This is a genomic window from Acinetobacter sp. YH12252 (assembly GCF_013417365.1).
GTDB classification, from domain to species: Bacteria; Pseudomonadota; Gammaproteobacteria; order Pseudomonadales; family Moraxellaceae; genus Acinetobacter; species Acinetobacter towneri.
This window is the reverse complement of the sequence record NZ_VPEA01000023.1, coordinates 1-17,657: the sequence shown is the minus strand read 5'-3', so window position 1 is coordinate 17,657 and position 17,657 is coordinate 1. Positions and strand designations below refer to the sequence as shown.

20 protein-coding genes, 1 rRNA gene and 1 pseudogene are annotated in these 17,657 nt (G+C 41.0%); 8 read left to right on the top strand and 14 right to left on the bottom strand.

Features of this window, described 5'->3' with window-relative positions:
* Nucleotides 1–104, top strand: a 5S ribosomal RNA gene (rrf, locus tag FTV28_RS12970); the annotation flags it as partial.
* 162 nt (nucleotides 105–266) lie between these two features.
* Here the strand turns inward: rrf and FTV28_RS12965 are convergent.
* The 5 genes from FTV28_RS12965 to rplM form a co-directional block, all read right to left on the bottom strand.
* The gene (locus FTV28_RS12965) at nucleotides 267–917 is read right to left on the bottom strand and encodes a hypothetical protein (RefSeq protein ID WP_179990660.1); all 651 of its coding nucleotides are present in this window, start codon (nucleotides 915–917) and stop codon (nucleotides 267–269) included.
* Between the two features lie 16 nt (nucleotides 918–933).
* Complete coding sequence (locus FTV28_RS12960) at nucleotides 934–1,362, bottom strand: ClpXP protease specificity-enhancing factor (protein ID WP_154321031.1); 429 nt, start codon at nucleotides 1,360–1,362, stop codon at nucleotides 934–936.
* 10 nt (nucleotides 1,363–1,372) lie between these two features.
* Complete coding sequence (locus tag FTV28_RS12955; protein WP_168418860.1) at nucleotides 1,373–2,026, bottom strand: glutathione S-transferase N-terminal domain-containing protein; 654 nt, start codon at nucleotides 2,024–2,026, stop codon at nucleotides 1,373–1,375.
* 223 nt (nucleotides 2,027–2,249) lie between these two features.
* Nucleotides 2,250–2,636 (bottom strand): 30S ribosomal protein S9, encoded by a 387-nt coding sequence (gene rpsI, locus FTV28_RS12950; RefSeq protein WP_154321029.1) that lies wholly within the window; start codon nucleotides 2,634–2,636, stop codon nucleotides 2,250–2,252.
* Nucleotides 2,637–2,648: 12 nt separating this feature from the next.
* Complete coding sequence (gene rplM / locus FTV28_RS12945) at nucleotides 2,649–3,077, bottom strand: 50S ribosomal protein L13 (protein WP_004909012.1); 429 nt, start codon at nucleotides 3,075–3,077, stop codon at nucleotides 2,649–2,651.
* A 266-nt stretch (nucleotides 3,078–3,343) separates the two neighbouring features.
* On the opposite strand from rplM, the gene FTV28_RS12940 reads away from it, so the two are divergent.
* From FTV28_RS12940 to FTV28_RS12925, 4 genes are all read left to right on the top strand, one after another.
* Nucleotides 3,344–3,733 (top strand): hypothetical protein, encoded by a 390-nt coding sequence (locus tag FTV28_RS12940; protein WP_154321028.1) that lies wholly within the window; start codon nucleotides 3,344–3,346, stop codon nucleotides 3,731–3,733.
* 62 nt (nucleotides 3,734–3,795) lie between these two features.
* Entirely contained in the window at nucleotides 3,796–4,764 is a 969-nt protein-coding gene (gene pdxA / locus FTV28_RS12935) for a 4-hydroxythreonine-4-phosphate dehydrogenase PdxA (protein ID WP_179990658.1), read from the top strand.
* 19 nt (nucleotides 4,765–4,783) lie between these two features.
* Nucleotides 4,784–5,596, top strand: coding sequence for a 16S rRNA (adenine(1518)-N(6)/adenine(1519)-N(6))-dimethyltransferase RsmA (gene rsmA, locus FTV28_RS12930; RefSeq protein WP_179990656.1), 813 nt, complete (start codon nucleotides 4,784–4,786; stop codon nucleotides 5,594–5,596).
* Nucleotides 5,596–6,444: a symmetrical bis(5'-nucleosyl)-tetraphosphatase gene (locus FTV28_RS12925; RefSeq protein WP_096901578.1), complete on the top strand. Its 849-nt coding sequence runs from the start codon at nucleotides 5,596–5,598 to the stop codon at nucleotides 6,442–6,444. The genes rsmA and FTV28_RS12925 overlap by 1 nt, the downstream gene beginning before the upstream one ends.
* 83 nt (nucleotides 6,445–6,527) lie before the next feature.
* Here FTV28_RS12925 and FTV28_RS12920 read toward each other — a convergent pair whose 3' ends face one another.
* The 6 genes from FTV28_RS12920 to hflX all read right to left on the bottom strand — a co-directional run bounded on the left by FTV28_RS12920 (nucleotide 6,528) and on the right by hflX (nucleotide 10,699).
* Entirely contained in the window at nucleotides 6,528–6,980 is a 453-nt protein-coding gene (locus FTV28_RS12920) for a DUF2147 domain-containing protein (protein ID WP_004972473.1), read from the bottom strand.
* A gap of 104 nt (nucleotides 6,981–7,084) precedes the next feature.
* Nucleotides 7,085–7,531, bottom strand: coding sequence for a DUF2147 domain-containing protein (locus FTV28_RS12915; RefSeq protein ID WP_004972472.1), 447 nt, complete (start codon nucleotides 7,529–7,531; stop codon nucleotides 7,085–7,087).
* A gap of 201 nt (nucleotides 7,532–7,732) precedes the next feature.
* Nucleotides 7,733–8,179 (bottom strand): DUF2147 domain-containing protein, encoded by a 447-nt coding sequence (locus FTV28_RS12910; protein WP_154321023.1) that lies wholly within the window; start codon nucleotides 8,177–8,179, stop codon nucleotides 7,733–7,735.
* Between the two features lie 88 nt (nucleotides 8,180–8,267).
* Entirely contained in the window at nucleotides 8,268–8,942 is a 675-nt protein-coding gene (locus FTV28_RS12905; protein ID WP_179990654.1) for an LrgB family protein, read from the bottom strand.
* Between the two features lie 9 nt (nucleotides 8,943–8,951).
* Nucleotides 8,952–9,323 (bottom strand): hypothetical protein, encoded by a 372-nt coding sequence (locus FTV28_RS12900; RefSeq protein ID WP_004972466.1) that lies wholly within the window; start codon nucleotides 9,321–9,323, stop codon nucleotides 8,952–8,954.
* A 35-nt stretch (nucleotides 9,324–9,358) separates the two neighbouring features.
* Nucleotides 9,359–10,699: a ribosome rescue GTPase HflX gene (gene hflX, locus FTV28_RS12895; protein WP_104853075.1), complete on the bottom strand. Its 1,341-nt coding sequence runs from the start codon at nucleotides 10,697–10,699 to the stop codon at nucleotides 9,359–9,361.
* Nucleotides 10,700–10,991: 292 nt separating this feature from the next.
* On the opposite strand from hflX, the gene FTV28_RS12890 reads away from it, so the two are divergent.
* Nucleotides 10,992–11,810 carry a 1-acyl-sn-glycerol-3-phosphate acyltransferase gene (locus tag FTV28_RS12890; RefSeq protein WP_096901584.1) on the top strand — a complete coding sequence of 273 codons (819 nt, stop codon included), beginning with the start codon at nucleotides 10,992–10,994 and terminating at the stop codon, nucleotides 11,808–11,810.
* A gap of 97 nt (nucleotides 11,811–11,907) precedes the next feature.
* Here FTV28_RS12890 and FTV28_RS12885 read toward each other — a convergent pair whose 3' ends face one another.
* The gene (locus tag FTV28_RS12885) at nucleotides 11,908–13,518 is read right to left on the bottom strand and encodes a phospholipase D family protein (RefSeq protein ID WP_257222849.1); all 1,611 of its coding nucleotides are present in this window, start codon (nucleotides 13,516–13,518) and stop codon (nucleotides 11,908–11,910) included.
* Nucleotides 13,519–13,694: 176 nt separating this feature from the next.
* Here FTV28_RS12885 and FTV28_RS12880 point away from each other — a divergent pair, with 176 nt between their 5' ends.
* On the top strand, nucleotides 13,695–14,705 hold the full coding sequence (locus FTV28_RS12880) for a metallophosphoesterase (RefSeq protein WP_004972462.1): 1,011 nt from the start codon (nucleotides 13,695–13,697) through the stop codon (nucleotides 14,703–14,705).
* A 66-nt stretch (nucleotides 14,706–14,771) separates the two neighbouring features.
* On the opposite strand, the gene FTV28_RS12875 is transcribed toward FTV28_RS12880, so the two are convergent.
* On the bottom strand, nucleotides 14,772–16,085 hold the full coding sequence (locus FTV28_RS12875) for an MFS transporter (RefSeq protein ID WP_004972461.1): 1,314 nt from the start codon (nucleotides 16,083–16,085) through the stop codon (nucleotides 14,772–14,774).
* 186 nt (nucleotides 16,086–16,271) lie between these two features.
* Nucleotides 16,272–16,919: a hemolysin III family protein gene (locus FTV28_RS12870; protein ID WP_179990652.1), complete on the bottom strand. Its 648-nt coding sequence runs from the start codon at nucleotides 16,917–16,919 to the stop codon at nucleotides 16,272–16,274.
* A 98-nt stretch (nucleotides 16,920–17,017) separates the two neighbouring features.
* Between FTV28_RS12870 and FTV28_RS12865 the strand changes: the two are divergent.
* Nucleotides 17,018–17,533, top strand: a pseudogene (locus FTV28_RS12865) (methyltransferase); the annotation flags it as partial.
* Between the last annotated feature and the right edge of the window lie 124 nt (nucleotides 17,534–17,657).

Sequence of the window (17,657 nt, the reverse complement as noted above, 5' to 3'; positions counted from 1 at the left end):
TAGCAAGAGTGAACCACCTGATCCCTTCCCGAACTCAGAAGTGAAACCTCTTCGCGCTGATGGTAGTGTGGGGTTACCCATGTGAGAGTAAGTCATCGCCAGCTCATTATTCTAAACACCCTCAACTCACGTTGGGGGTGTTTTTTTATGCAAGAGAGAAAATAAAGTTAGAAAAATAAAATTATAAAAAGAAAGGAAACATAAAAGTGAAGGCAAAATAAAACCATCTGAGGATGGTTTTATTAGGGCTTAGAGAGAAGATTGATTTAAGCAAATAATTGTGTAACAGAACACCATAGAATTGCTAAAATCGCAATCGCAACGATAGGTTCTAGTACTTTAGACCAAGTGGGTACAATTGCTTCTACAAGCTCAATATTTTGATGATCATCGTGGGTATGTTGTTGTACCATTTGATTAAACTCCTTCATTGATGCCTCTAATGATAGCTCTTCTTGAGGAATTGGTTTAGAACCTTTTAACTCTATTAGATCGTTTGTTGACCAAACCCAATCATCCGCTTGACCAGATAAATGTTCAATTTGACCTAGCAATAATTCACCTAGACCTTTATTGCCAAAATTACCAGTTTGATCCAATTGCTTGAGCTCTGTGAGTTGTAAGGCTAAGACTTCACTAATATTCTGTTCAAGCTCAGTTTTGGAGAGAGGTGACTGATTGTGTGGAGTTGTGGTGAGTCGACGTGCAATTTCCTGAATATATAATTCATCTTGATGATCAATTTCTTGATAAAGTTTTTGGTTGTCTTCTCGCCACAGACTGACCAGTTTGCCTAAGCTCAGCGCATTGATTTCTTGAATATATTGGTCGCGATCAACAGCATTATATTGTTTCAAAAGCGAGGGCTTTTGAAGTTTAATCTGCGCTGCAAAATATTGTACTAAATCAAAAGCCATTCACTACTCCATTGTTTTAATCTAATAATCTAAGGCTTGGTTTTTTCTTAGTTTGTTCGGTTTTTTCTTCAGTCTTTGATTCTAAAGCATCTTGATCATTTTGGATATGTGCATACTCACTTGGATCAAAGAATAAGCCTTGTCCATTCTCTCTTGCATAGATACCTACGACGGCATTCATAGGTACATATAAGTCGCGTGATACGCCACCAAAGCGTGCAGAGAAGGTGATTGCATCATTGCTCATGTGTAAGGCATGCACTGCATGTGGAACGATATTTAGGACAATCTGACCATCCTGAATAAATTGTTCAGGAACAAGCGTATTCGGCTGTGTAGCATCGACCAATAAATGTGGCGTGAGTTGGTTGTCACAAATCCATTCATAAATTGCGCGAGCTAAGTAGGGACGGGTTGGACTTAAGTCGATTTCAGATTCAGACATAATGTGCTCTTTAAGTATGAATTAAAAATTCCTGATAGCGATTTTTTTCCTGCAAGGTCATCGATTTTAAAAATGCAGGGCGATTAAAAATACGCTGGCAATAGAGAAAAATAGGTCTACAGTGTTGTTTGGGTAGCTCAATGCCCATGGCTTTGAGTCGTATAAATAATGGTGCTAGCATGCAGTCTAAAATATTAAATGTTTCAGACATAAAAAAAGGATAATGTTGAAACAGTGGTGTGAGTGAAATGAGTGTATCACGTAATTGTTTTTGTGCTGTACGTTGTGCTTGGCTATTTAAGCTGTCAGGGTGGCGCAGCATGTCATCGGCGAGCTTGAACCAATCGTGCTCAAAGCGCCAGATATATTGACGTTGTTCTGCGCGTGGCATAGGGGCATCGGCATAGAGCTTATTTTGTCGATAACGATCATCTAGATATTCTGAAATTATGCTGCTATTGAATAATTTGAGATCATTTTCTAATAATATGGGCAATTGATTGTAGGGATTGAGACTAGCGAGGTCTTCATCCTCATGATCGACAAGAATCAGTTGATATTTGATTTGTTTTTCGGCAAGAACGTAACGAATCCAATGTGAGCGAAAGTCGTCTGCATGACTATAGAGGGTGATGCCTTGTAAAGGTGCGTTTTCGACTGACATAATCCGAAATAAAACCAAATGAATAGAATAGGATACTAGACTTGGCGACTAAAATCACGCAGCAAACCTGACAAAAGTGTATGAGATATTTATTGAGCTGCTGATTGGGTTTTATAAGTAGCTAAAGTGTAGATTTTGGCTGAACCGTATATCTTGGTGTTGTTATGCAAATAAAAAAGCCTTGGAGAATCCAAGGCTTTTTGTGTCCGATTCGGTAAACGAATTAACGTTTAGAGAATTGTGGACGTTTACGTGCTTTACGTAAACCAAGTTTCTTACGTTCAACTTCACGAGCATCACGAGTAACGAAACCAGCTTGACGAAGAGCAGGTTTTAAAGTGTCGTCGGATGCGATCAATGCACGAGTAATACCGTGACGGATAGCACCAGCTTGACCACCAATACCACCACCAGCAACAGTGATGTAAAGGTCATATTTGTCAGTAGCTTCAAGAAGTTCTAACGGTTGACGTACGATCATACGAGCAGTTTCACGACCGAAATATTGCTCAAGAGTACGGTTGTTAATTACGAGTTTACCTGTACCAGCTGATAAGAAAACACGTGCAGTTGCGGTCTTACGGCGACCTGTACCATAATTAGTAGCCATGTGCTGTATCCCTTAGATGTCCAAAACTTGTGGCTGTTGAGCTGTGTGAGGATGCTCAGCACCAGCGTACACTTTCATTTTCTTGATCATAGCATAACCAAGAGGACCTTTTGGCAACATGCCTTTTACAGCGCGTTGGAAGATTTCTTCTGGTTTGTGAGCAACTAATTTCTCGAAATTAGTTTCACGGATACCACCAGGGAAACCAGTGTGGCGATAGTATTTCTTATCAAGTGATTTGTTACCAGTCACTTGAACTTGCTCAGCATTGATAACAACGATGTAGTCACCAGTGTCAACGTGAGGAGTATAAGAAGTTTTGTGCTTACCGCGTAAACGACGAGCGATTTCTGTCGCAAGGCGACCTAGAGTTTTGCCAGAAGCATCAACAACGTACCAGTCGTGTTGAACTTCAGCTGGCTTAGCGCTGAGAGTTTTCATTAAACCACTACCTATTATAGTTGGTTTGGACTATGGAAGCTGTCCAAACAAAAAGGAGTCCGAATTCTACCTGAAATTAACTAGAACCACAATGGAAATGTCACATTTTAAGCGCTATATTTTAGCGAGCTTAAATACAAAAGAAAAGTTGAATAAATTTGTAACATTCAACATTAAAAGCCTAGATTTATGCTGTTTTAAATCGCCTTTATAGGGTTATAAGTAAAGTTTTTAGCAGACAATATTGAAACAAAAGGGGGGATAGGATGTCGCAAGATTTGCAATCAGAAATACAGCAGCAGTCTGATCTACCTACTTCAAAATTCATTAAATTTATTGCTGGATGTTTTATTACATTACTCAGTGTCTATATGCTGGCTTTTGTAGTATTGGGTGCTGTATATGGTGTGGATGTGTTTAGCATCTTATTGCTGTATTCAATTTTTTTCCATTTAGCACTTTTCCCATTTTTATTGTATGGCGTTGGTGGAATCATTTTGCTGTGTTTAGCAGACACCCAATATCGGGAGGTGCTGAAAAAATCACAAAAAATATTGATGATGGGGCTGTTATTGGGTGTTGCTGTTACCGCTATTTCTGAATGGGCGCATGTGCAAGGGATTTTGCAGACTCGATTTATCTTGGACTGGAAATAAAACAATCAACTAAGATGGCGCTATACTTTAATTATCCTTAGATAAATCTGGACTGAGCATTTATGCGACCTTTATATGTCACCAGTGGTGAACCCGCAGGGATTGGACCTGATATTTGCTTGAGTTTGGCAGACCGAGTGGATGAGCGTCCAATTGTGGTATTGGCAGATCATCAATTATTACAACAACGTGCCGAAATTCTAAACCAAAAAGTCGAATTGATTGAATATTTAGGTCAGCAGCACGCAGCTGCAGTGGGGCAGTTGTATGTTGAACATGTGCCCTTGGCCGCAGAGGTACAACTTGGTCATTTAAATGCTCAAAATGCGGCTTATGTGTTAGAGCAATTACGTCGTTCTGCATCGTATGCCATGACGGGTAAAAGTGTCGGTGTTGCGACAGCGCCAGTACAAAAATCGATTATTAATGAAGCTGGTATTTCTTTTAGTGGGCACACTGAATATTATCAGGAGTTTGCAGGTGTTGCGCGTGTGGTGATGATGTTAGCCACCAAAACCTTACGCGTTGCCTTGACGACCACGCATTTACCTTTACGTGCCGTGGCAGATGCCATTACCAAAACACGTTTAGAACAAGTAATTGATATTTTGCTGCACGATCTAAAAAGCAAGTTTAAAATTGAACATCCTAAAGTATTGGTCTGTGGTTTGAACCCACATGCGGGCGAAGATGGGTATTTAGGCATGGAAGAAATTGAGGTGATTAATCCTGTGCTGCAAAATTACCGTAATCGCGGTGAAAATCTCAGTTTAAGTTTACCTGCAGATACTTTATTTACCCCAGAAAATTTAAAAGATGCCGATGCAGTTTTAGCGATGTATCACGATCAGGGTTTACCTGTGTTAAAATCTCAGGGCTTTGGTGAAGCAATCAATATTACTTTAGGCTTACCGTTTATTCGCACTTCAGTCGATCACGGCACAGCGCTCTCCCTCGCAGGTACGGGACTTGCGAAAAGTTCTAGCTTGCATGTTGCTGTCGATTTAGCGCTGGATTTAGCACGTTCATAATTTCAGCTTGGAAATCTTTATGTATCAAATTAATGCCCTAAACCCAAAAGATGAAGGGCATCAGGCTCGTAAACGCTTTGGTCAAAACTTTTTGCATGATCAACGCGTGATTGCCAAAATTGTCCGCTCAGTGAACCCACGTCCAGGCGATAATATTGTCGAGATTGGACCGGGTTTAGCGGCATTGACCTCACCTTTAATTGGTGAGTGTGATGCTTTGACTGTAGTGGAATTAGACCGTGATTTGGCCGCAGGCTTACCGGGACGTGTGCCACATCCTGAGCGTTTAACTATTGTAGAAAGTGATGCGCTGAAATATGACTTTACCGAGTTATTTCAGGAAGGGCGCCCGCTACGTGTGGTTGGAAACTTGCCGTATAACATTTCGACGCCGCTTTTGTTTCATCTCTTAGAGTTTGGTGACAAAGTTAAAGACATGCACTTTATGCTGCAAAAAGAAGTGGTAGATCGTATCACGGCTGAACCGAATACCAAAGAATATGGGCGTTTATCGGTGATGATGCAGTATTACTGTAAGCCAACCTTCTTGTTTGAAGTACCGCCTGGCGCATTTAATCCACCGCCTAAAGTGACTTCTGCAGTATTCCGTTTAGAGCCTTATGTGACTAAACCGATTATTGCCAAAGATGAAAAAGCATTGGCACGTTTGGTGGCGCATGTATTTACCCAACGTCGTAAAACATTGCGCAATAGCTTAAAAGGCATGTTGGCTGAAGATGCGTTTGAAGGTGCAGGGGTAGACCCAATGGCACGTCCTGAAACTTTAAGTTTGAGTGCATTTGTCGCATTGGCAGATCAGATGGTGAATTAATGGCAGCAATTCGATACAACTATGTCATTGGTGATGTGCAGGGCTGCTTTGAAGCCTTAAAACTGTTATTAAAAGAAATACAGTTCGATCCCGATCAAGATTTTATCTGGTTTGCAGGCGATTTAGTCGCGCGGGGTGAAAACTCGGTAGGTGCTTTGCGTTTTATTAAAAAACTGGTAGATCGTGGCGTTGCAGCAACGGTGTTAGGCAATCACGATTTAACCTTGTTGGCAGGCGCACGTGGCTTAAAGAAAATCAAAGCACAAGACAACACTCGTGATGTGATTGATGCAATTGACAGTGATGATTTGATTGATTGGTTGCGTAAACAACCATTGTGTCTTTTTCCTAATGAAAACACCATTTTAACTCATGCAGGTATTCCACATATTTGGAATGCGGAACAAACCGCAGCTTTGGCAAAAGAAGTTGAGGCGGTGATTGGGCATGAGGACTTTGAGGTGGTGGATGCATTCTTAAAGGAAATGTATGGGGCAGAACCTGCAGTTTGGTCGGATGATTTAGAGGGGCATGCGCGTTTACGTTGTATTACCAACTATTTGACCCGTATGCGTTTAGCCAATGCACAGGGTGGTTTGGAATTCAGCTTTAAAGATGCCTTAGATGATCCGATGCCAGAAGGTTTTAAACCGTGGTTTGAATATCCATCTTTAGCTGCGCAAACACATCAAATCGTATTTGGTCATTGGGCAGCATTGCAGGGACAAACGGTAGCCGACAATATTCAAAATGTGGATGGCGGTTGTGTGTGGGGCAATCAGCTTGTGGCTTATCGTTTGGAAGATCAGCAATTGTTTGCAGTGGATAATCCGCTGGCAGAATGGTAATAACATTCATCTTTAAAATTTAAAAATGTGATGATGAAATGAAAATAGCCACCTATTGAGGTGGCTATTTTTTATCTTGAATTTTATTGAATTCGAATCCAAGTTTGACTGCGACCTAGTGTAGATACACCCATATAAGCACGTAAAGTTAAACGTTTACCTGTTGAGTTGAGGCGAATTTTTGCATCGTAAATACGACCTGCCAATGGATCAATTACGCGTCCTTTTTCGTAATTGTTGCTGTTTTTGACTTGTTGTAAGCCTTTTAAAATATCCATCCCTAAAATAGGTTGGTCGGTATAAGGCGCAGGGCATTTATTACAAAGTTCACGTGGGGTATAACCCGGACGCGGGGTTACTTTCACAATTTTACCCGTATAGGTTTGATTGGCTTCTTTACGAATTTCGATGACAGCTTTGGGTGAGCCTGTTTTATCATCAATTTGTTGCCAAGTTCCTGCTAAATCTTGTGCCATCGCCAAAGTGCTTAGACTGCCGAAGATGACGGCTATTCCTAAAGCCAATTTCTGAATCATTTTATTTCCCTTACTCGGTCTTTGCGGCTAGTCTAATCTGTGAATTAACGGACACAAAGTCCCGAGTATCCAGAAAAAATGACCGATGAGACACAATTACTCGCTTATTGTTGGCGAATCCACGTTTGTGTCCGACCAATGGCTGAAATTCCGACGTAACCACGTAAAGTGAGACGTTTATTATTAGATGCTAAACGACCTTTCAGGCTATACATTTTGCCTGTAAGTGGATCTAAAATACGCCCATCGGCATAGTTGTTATTTTCCACATGCTTTAAGCCACTAATAATTTCCAAACCGACCAAAGGTTTGTTGGTATAAGGTGCAGGGCAATTCACACACATAGTTTTTGGGGTATAGCCCGGTCTTGGTGTGACTTTGATAATTTTACCAGTAAAGCTGCCATTTTCAGCTTGGGTAATTTCAATCAGGGCTTTGGGTGAACCTGTTTTGTCATCAATACTTTGCCAGATACCTGTTAGGTCTGCAGCAAATGCTGAACCACTGAAGATTAAGCTTGCAAATACACCCATCAATACATTTTTCTTCATATCAGTTCCTTTGATTGTCGAAAGTTATTACAGAGGTTAATTCAAGATATAAAGCGAGTTGTGGTAAGAGTCAAGAGATTTGAGGAAATTTTTAATCTTAAACTTGCAGGGAAAATGCTGGAAAAGATGTGAAAAATGCCACGAACGTGTGGCATTTTAAGTGAAAAGTGAATTAATTAAGTTGATGGAATAACTTATAAATTAATCACTTTTAATCCAAGTTTGGCTACGTCCTAAAGCAGATACGCCCACATAACCACGCATGGTCAGACGTTTACCATTGCTGCTTAATTTGGCTTTGGTGCTGTAGATATTGCCGTTTAATGGGTCAATAATTTTTCCACCAGAGAAGTTAGTACCACCTGTATGTTTTAAGCCTTTAAGTATATCCATTCCTAAAATAGGTTGGTTGGTATAAGGCGCAGGACAGTTGACACAGGTATCTTTAGGGGTGTAGCCAGGACGAGGGGTAACTTTGACAATTTTAGCCGTATAGGTGCCATTGGCTTCCTGACGAATTTCTAAAATTGCTTTTGATGAACCTGTTTTGTCATCAATATTTTTCCAAGTACCCGTAATATCTTGAGCTAGCGCAAAACTTCCTAACGCTGAGCAGATTAAGGCAACGGTGAGTTTCATCTTGACCATGTTCAATGTTCCTTGTTTTTGGCTAACTGGATATTTCATAGTAAAAAGAAAGTTAAAACTCGACAAGTCTAAATAAGTGATTGCTCAGTCACATTTTTTGTAAATACAGTATAAAAGTTGGCAGCCATACTGCGGTAAAGACTGCATTGACTGCCATGCCAAAGGCAGCATAACGTCCTGCAACACTGCCACGTTGCCATGCTTGAGCAGTACCAATGGCATGTGCAGCTAAGCCAAGTGCCAAACCTGAAGCACGTTCATCATTGATATGCCTTAAAATAAGTGGTGAAAAAGCAGCACCCACGACACCTGATAAAATCACAATTAATACTGCCAATTGAATCGGTGCTTCTAATAAGGTTGCGATATTAATCGCAATCGGCGTGGTCACTGCACGGGTGGCAAATGCCATAATATCGGCACTGGACATATGTAGCGCATAAGCAAGCCCCATCGGCAGCGCCACAGCACTAAGACTGGCAAAGAACAAAATACCTAAAATCGCTTTGAGGGGTAAATCGTCATAACGCATGGCTGCTAGAGGAATGGCGAGTGCAACTGTCACATAGCCCAATAATTGATTAAACAAAGGGTTGGTTTGTGCGACGTAAGTTTCGTATGGAATCCCGAAAAAATACAACAGTAGCAACACAAAACACATGCCAAAGACAATCACAGGGATTTGCGGGACTTTTTGGTTGCAAGGTTTTGCCAGTAAATATGCAACGAGAGTGATTAAAAAACCATATAGAATTGACAGCATTTTAATCTCCTAAAGCCAGCGTTTTGCCATTTTGGCATACAGCCAAAGCGGGATCAGCGTACTGATAAACAACACAATTAAGAAGATTGGAATTTGTTTGCCCATGTGCGTGAGCATAATTAATGAACCCGCGCTGATGGGTAAAAAGGCAAAGGCACTTTCTTTCATGATTTTGTTGTTGGTATCGACCAGACGAGCAGGAATTTTACTGAGTTTGCGCCATGTAAATAATACCGCCAGCAGGCTGAGCAAACCGACTAAATTGCCTAATTCTGGGTGATTAAATTGGGTCATGATCCATACAGAGGCTTCACGAAACACAATAATCAAAAGGAGTGTGCCGATCCATGCTGGCCAATCGATATGTTTTATCCTGCTCATTTTTGATCTTTCATTAAAATTTTACTTATCACGTTTTAACCGATCTGATCGTCAATTTCAAATGCTTCAAGCGGACGTTTAAATTGTTCTGCCTGTGCACCTAAAATTTCGTCTATCGGTAAATGTGCCTGTTTAATCAGTTGTTCCAGTTTATGTGGTGCCATGCTGACTTGTAGATGTAATTGACCTTCATCATCGTACTGTTCTGCCTGAATGACATTGAGCGCATACAGTTGATTGCGCAGTTTGCCATAAGCAGGTTGTAATTTAAGATCAAACTTTTGAATTTGCCCCATCAAACATTCATGTACGGCTTGTTTTAACAAGTCTAAACCTTGCCCTGAATGTGCCGATACATAGACACGGTCAGGTTGATGCGGTTTTTCATAGATAATTTTGGCTGTTTCGCCTGAGACATCAATTTTATTGTAAACCCGCAAAATAGGTACATCTGCGCCAATTTCTTTTAGCACACCTTCGACTGCTTCAATTTGTTCCAACACATCGGGGTTGCTTGAATCAATCACATGCAGCAATAAACTGGCTTCTAAGGTTTCTTCCAAAGTTGCTTTAAAAGATTCCACCAAAGAGTGAGATAGGTTTCTTACAAAGCCAACGGTGTCTGCCAATACCAGACGTCCGATGCCATCCCATTCTAAACGCCGTAAAGTAGGGTCAAGCGTAGCAAACAGTTGGTCAGCAGCATAGACATCACTTTGCGCCAAAATATTAAATAAGGTCGATTTGCCTGCGTTGGTATAACCGACCAATGACACGGTAGGAATGGCGGCTTTTTGCCGAGCCACACGACCTTGTGCACGGGTTTGACGGACTTTATCGAGTTTGGTTTTTAGTTGTCCCATGCGAATACGCAATAAGCGTCGGTCAGTTTCAAGCAAGGTTTCCCCAGGACCACGTAAGCCGATACCACCTTTTTGACTGTCTAAGTTGCTGCGACTACGCACCAAACGTGAAGATAAATGTTGTAATTGTGCCAATTCGACCTGTAATTTACCTTCGTAAGTGCGGGCGCGTTGAGCAAAAATATCTAAAATGAGTTCGGTACGGTCAACCACACGGCATTGCATCACTTTTTCTAAATTACGTGCCTGTGCAGGACTGAGTGCATGATCAAAAATGACCAAATTGGCGTCGTGTTCTTTGACCAATGCGGCAATTTCTTCGGCTTTGCCTGAGCCAATAAAGAGTTTGGCATCGGGTTTACTACGTTGAGTGTGGACGTGTTGTAAAACTTCTGCACCCGCAGATTCAGCCAAGAGCTGAAATTCTTCGGCATCTAGGTCTTCTAAAATTTGGACAGCGACACTGACCAGTACAACACGCTCGCCATCTTGATGTGGCACAAAATTTTCCACTCAGCGCAATCTCCATGCTAAAGCTATATTCTAGTAGAAAAAATGTTTGTGCAGGGAAATAGATGATTGGATTTTTCCTGCGCCCTGATTTGATGCTATATCAACGTATGTAAACTCAATTATAAGGATGACCCCAATATAGAATTTATCTATTTAGATTTTGCCAAAAGTCGCATGTTTGCATGCAGGTTTCGGTTTTTATTATCAATGCAAGTTCAGATTGAACAGTATAGAATGAGCAAAATATAGACCTTTATACGTTGTTTTGCGTTTAACAATTAGTGATGACCCTATGAACCCAGCTGTTGAAACTCACACATCTCCAATTCATGGTTTTGCAAAGCTTGCTTTGTATAGCAAAAAAGTTCTGGCAACGGCTGGCGCGATTGGTGAAGGGTTTTATTTGGTCTATCGTCATCAATTGTATAAAGACACCAACAACCCGAACAATACGCGCTATGTGCAATATTTTTGCCGTCAATTGTGCAAAGTTTTTAATATTGAAGTGCAAATTCATGGTGAAATTCCGCATGACCCTGCGCTATGGGTCAGTAATCATATTTCGTGGTTAGATGTAGCGGTATTGGGTTCTAGTGCGCGGGTATTTTTTCTGGCCAAAGCTGAAATTGAAAAATGGCCGTTATTGGGTAAGTTAGCCAAAGGTGGGGGGACGCTATTTATTAAGCGTGGCTCTGGCGATTCAGTCAAAATTCGTGAACAAATCACGCAATTTTTAAAACAAGATATTCCTGTATTATTTTTTCCTGAAGCGACCACGTCAGATGGAAGCAAAATTAAAAAAGTGCATGGTCGTATTTTAGGGGCAGCAATTGAAGCCAAACGACCTGTGCAAATTTGTCTGATTTGTTATGTGAATCAGCAAGGTGAGTTAGATACTGTTGCGCCGTTTATTAATGACATGACCTTTGTTGATCATGTGAAAGATGTTTTGGAAATGCCGAAAGTGACAGCGCATTTAATGGCGTTACCTGCAATTGTGGTAGAAGGGCACGATATTGAATCTTTAACTGCTGTGGTACAGGAACGCATGACAGAAGGTTTGGCTGAGTTGCATCGTCAGGTATTAAAACCACAAGTGCTGACATCATAAAACATGCTTAGGCGCATCTTCATGTTAAAGATAGCCTAAGCACATCACATTTTTTTAAGAATAATGGTCATCATCCAACAGCTTCAATATTATGTTGCTACATAAAGCCTTCAATTGGCAGCCATGAGGTAATTTTCATTGCCGCACGTTGATACCATTTCATCCCTGGTTCTTTTTTCAGAATTTGAGTTTCGCCTTGTGGATTTTTCATGTGCCATTGAATGTTTTGCTGTGCATCCAAAACCAGTTTATAAGCATATTTGGACAAATTGACATCCATGGTGTGGTGAACTGCGCGAGCCAATGGCGGACTGTTTAAAATCACCCCAATTTCAGTATTTAAATATGCCGAGCGTGGGTCAAAATTAAACGAACCAATAAATACCTGTTTTTCATCCAATGCCATGAGTTTGGCATGTAAACTAGAACGGCTTAAACCTTTCATACTGACTTTGGCTTTTTTGGAAATTTCGTGCGTATGTGTGTTTAGGTTTTCCATTTCAGGTCGCGCCAAAAACTCATACAGCTGCACGTTATTTGCCAATAAATCTTCTCGATATTTGGCGTAAAAAGCATGCACCACAGGAACATCGTTGGCTTTAAAGGAGTTGGTCAGTACGCGTACCTGAACGCCATCATCCGCCAAGTCTTTTAGTTTTTCTGCCCCCGATTGTTCAGGGACAAAATACGCAGAAATAATATCGACACTACTGCTTGGCTTCTCTAAATGCGTCAGCAATTGAAAGTTGAGATGTTCTTCTTTTGAGGCGCGGTCTTTAATTTTACTCGGCGCATCTTTGACCACTTCAGCACTGACCCAATCGAACTTAATACTACGCGTCATCCACTGTTCAATCGCTTTAGAACGAGTCACCAAATCTAAATAATTTTGTACGGTGGCTTCTTGATCGTGCTGTTCTAATTGCTGTTTTAAGCTTTCATAACGCAAGGTGTAATGTTGTGGATTGACCAATTGCTTGACTGAATAAGCATAGTCATCATTCCAGTATTCATCAAAAGAGTGAATAATTTCATCCGAAGCCGAGCCGACTAACATCACATCGACATCAGAAAATTGATAATTGTCGCTGACGTTATAGTATTGATTGCTCATATTGCGCCCACCAATCAGAGAAATTTGGTTATCGGCAATAAAGCTTTTGTTGTGCATACGACGGTTAATACGCTTCAAATCCAAAATCATGTCCATGGCACGATAATGTCGAAAGCGATATGGATTATACAGTTTGATGTCGATGTTGACGTGTTGATCGAGCGCGAGATAAATGCCTTCCATTTTTTTGGCATTGTTATCATCGACCAATAAGCGGACTTTCACCCCACGATCTGCCGCACGAATAATGGCGTGTAGTGCAAGCGCGCCAATTTTATCGTTATCCCAAATATAATATTGTAAATCTAAAGATTTTTCTGCTTTATTAATTAGATAGATACGTGCTGCTAGGGCTTCGAGCGGATCATACAGGACATGATAACCCGTAAGCTGTGGATATTTTTCGCGTAGCGGCAGTACAATTTTGGCCAAACTGGTTTGATCGGTTGGGGTTTCAAACGCCATCTGGATCGGATGTTCAATTTGTTTGGGCAGCGTGCTACAGCCTGAGAGTGTCAAAACGAAGGCGCAACTCAGCCACAAGACGTTGTGCCGAATATTTTGAAATGGAGCGGATGAGCTGCGGTTTGCCAAATTAAATTCCTTTTTAGCACGAGGAGCAAATAAGTTAAAAATAGGGTTTGAGTATAATTGTCAGCTATGAAAAGATAAATATGACAATACAGATATATGACGTGTGTGGGTTAAATGCGACATCTGGGTTTAGCGCAGCATTGAATAGCAGAAGTATGAAGTAATAGAGAATAAATATGTGGGATAACGATTCAGTCGTGTTGTATTTCTATATGGGTATGGCAATTTTGGCGCTGTGGGCAGTTTCGCAAGCATGGCGCAGTCAGGCCAATACAGAAACCATTCACCCGTTTAAGGCCTTTGTGCATTTGTTGGCATTTTATTTGTCTTACCTGTTGCCGCCTTTGGTTTTTTTTAGTGTCTATGCGGGTATTCAGGGCTATTACTCCATCCACGAAGCGATTTTTGTATTTTTAGTCAGTGCTGTGTTGAGCTATGCGCGTTTTATTGAACCGCATTTGATTCAAGTCAAAACTACCAAATATCAAATTCATGCAGATCGCCGTTTATTAAAGCCTGTCAAAATTGCTTTAATTGCAGATTTACATATTGGCTTGTTTTCTGGGCATGAGCGTCAATTGAAGCAAATTGTGAAAAAACTCAATTTGCAAAACCCCGATATTGTCGTTGTAGCAGGCGACTGGACTTATGAGCCTGAAAATAAATTGGTCGAAGAATTGGCGGTATTAAAAGAAATTTGTGCGCCTGTATATTCGGTAAATGGTAATCATGATGAGCAGTATCCTGGCCCGCCCATTCAAGAACTGTTAAAAACGGCTTTAGAACAAAATAACGTGATTGATATTGAAGGTAGAATTGTCGAGTTTGATGAGTTTCGTTTGCTCGGTATTGGCGATTTATGGGCAGGTAAAACCGACATGCGCTATATGCCCGATTTACCTCAGGATAAGCCGTGGGTGTTGTTATCACATAACCCCGATACAGTGGATATGGTGCCAAAATTGCCGACACGTCCGTTGATGTTGGCAGGACATACCCATGGTGGGCAGGTTGAACTGCCGTGGCTGACCGATTATGTGATGAAAAAAGTATCTATTTTAGGGCATAAAAAGGGGTTATATCGCCATGATCATGCCGATGTATTTGTGACTGTAGGGACAGGAATGGTCGGTGTTCCTTTTCGTTTTGGTGTGCCGCCCACGATTGATATTATTGAATTATTGTAAGCACCGTCACCATCGCCTACATGAAAAAAACCAGCCGAGGCTGGTTTTTTGATGCAATTTTTGCGCTTAAATTTGATTGTTTACATCATCATGCTTGGTTTCTCGAATCATTAAAAATGCGATTAAAGACAAGATGGATGCTGCACTTAAATAATAACCAACTGCAGCCAAGCCATAAGTGGTGGCAAGTTTGGTGGCAATGAGTGGGGCAAACGATGCGCCAAAAATACCCGCCAAGTTAAAGGTGAGTGCGGAGCCTGTATAGCGTACAGATGTTGGGAAAATTTCAGACAATACTGTACCAATGGGCCCGTAAGTAAGTCCCATAATTGCCAAGCCAATACACAGGAAAATAAATACAATCCACGTGCTGCCTGAAGCAAGCATGTCGGCAAAAAATAAGCCAAAAATTGCAGAGATGATGCACACTGCGATAGAGGTGGTTTTACGTCCAAATTTTTCGGCTAAAACGGCTGAGAGGGGAATAAAAGCAGCAAAACACAATGTGGCTAGTAGTTGAAGTTTTAAGAATTCTTCACGTGAATAACCCAGTTGTTTGGTGCCCCATTGCAAGGCAAATACCGTAGTCAGATAAAACACCACAAAGGTACAAATTGCAGCGATTGTACCGAGCACTAACATTTTAGCGTGTTTTTTAAAGACCTGAATAAATGGCACATTGACTTCTTTTTGTTTATTCAACACTTTTTGGAAGGCAGGCGTTTCATGCAGTTTTAAGCGAATCCATAAACCGACAATCACCAATAAGGCACTCGAAATAAACGGGATGCGCCAGCCCCATGTCATAAAGTCTTGCTCAGACATCAGCGCACCTAAAATAAGGAATGAACCTGTGGCAAGAATAAAACCAATCGGAGCGCCCAATTGTGGGAACATGCCATACCAAGCACGTTTACCTTCAGGGGCATTTTCTGTGGCTAACAGTACTGCTCCCGACCATTCACCGCCCAAGCCTAAACCTTGCCCTAAGCGACACAACGCCAACAGTAATGGCGCGATAATCCCAATTTGTGCATACGTCGGCAGTAAACCAATACAGACTGTAGAAATTCCCATGGTCAGTAAGGCTGCAACCAAGGTGGCTTTGCGCCCAATCCGATCACCCAAATGTCCAAACAGGGCTGCACCAATAGGGCGTGCAATAAAGGCAATTGCAAAGGTGGCTAGTGACTGAATGGTGGCAGTCATTGGGTCGGTACTGGTCGGAAAGAACAGATAGGGGAAGATGATCACTGCCGCAGTGGCATAGATATAAAAGTCAAAAAACTCGATAGTAGTACCGACCAAGCTTGCAGTCAGTACTCGAAATTTAGAATTTTGAGTCGGCTGTTCAGCGGCAGCAGTAGAGGAAGATGCCATACAGGACCTTATGTAAGTGAATTTGAAAATATAATTCAGCACAGACAGAAGAGGTGCAGCTGTAATCGCAAATACTTCTTGCAGTTATACTTTTTTGAACAAGAAATAAGTCAAAAGATGTTATCTCAGGACTTAATCAAATACTGAGAAATCCATAAATGATGGATAACCGTATCTTTAGGGCGATTAAATCACATACAGATAAATTGACAAAAAGTGCGCTCCTGCACCAATCAAGACAAATACATGCCAAATTGCGTGGGTATATCTTACGCGTTTTAAGGCATAAAACAATGCACCCACCGTGTAAGCAAGGCCACCAATCAGTAAAAAAGTTAGTGCTTGGCTGCTCAAATAGGTTTGCATATCATCCATGACCAAAACGGCTAACCAGCCCATGACCAAATAAGCAATTAAAGAAATTTTATGAAAACGGTTGATAAATACCAGTTTGAACAAGGTGCCAATTAGTGCAATGATCCATAGTGCAATTAATAAATATTGTGCTTTGGGCGTAGGAATGGCAATAGAGAGAAATGGGGTGTAGGTGCCTGCAATTAAATAATAAATGGCAGTGTGATCGAGCTTTTTATAAAAATAGCGGCGGTCTGCGGCAGTTGCCATGTGATACAGCATAGAAGTTGAAAAGAGCAACACCATACTAATGGCATAGGCCCATAAACCTAGCCATTGTCCTGTACTCAGGTATGCACCTTTGATCAGTAAAAAAACACCTCCAATCAAGGCCAAAGCTGCACCAATACCATGGCTCAGATAGTTAATCCGTTCCTCTTGATGGTCATAATCAGGCACTAAAGGCGCATTCAATTTCATAGGTGTTCTTTTTTATTTATACAACCGTATAGTAATTCAATTTTGCTTTTAGGGTAATAACATTTAAACTTGAATTGTAATTTTTTCAGGTTTTCACTATGTCGACTTTGGCTTCTCCCTCTGCGCAGGAACAACAATTCTTGGAGGCTTTTCAGCAAGCCATTGATACACAAAAACTTGATCGTGTGGTACTTAGCCAGTACAAAGGCGAATTGGAACAATTAGAAAAAATTACCCTGCGTATTATTCAACTCAATCAAGAGCAGGTATTGAGTTGTTTGTATCGTCATAAAACGCAGGATATCACCAAAAATTATCCTTTGGCGCAAGCCCAGTCACAATTGAGTCAGTTATTGGCAGATTGTAAACAGGCGAATTTATTTACCCTAGATCAAGAAATTCAGCTTAAAAAGAATAAAAAGAAAGCCATGCTTAGTATGAGTAAAGCGGTAACGTCTGCTGCAAAACCCAAAGAGCAACAAGGGCATGATCGTGAAAAGCAACGCTATGTCGAGCAAAGTAGTCCTTTTTTACAGCCTCTAGGTATTACTGATGCGCAGGCGCAGATTATTCCAAGCATGGCGCGTAAGTGGAAACAGATTAATAAATTTCTCTGTACACGACAAATTTCACAGAACCCTTATCCTATCAGGATTCTGCTTTCTTAAAATTGCCAAAATTTCCTTAAACTCTTCTTTTTTCCCAAAACCAATTAAACGCTGAATCGCCATTTGAACA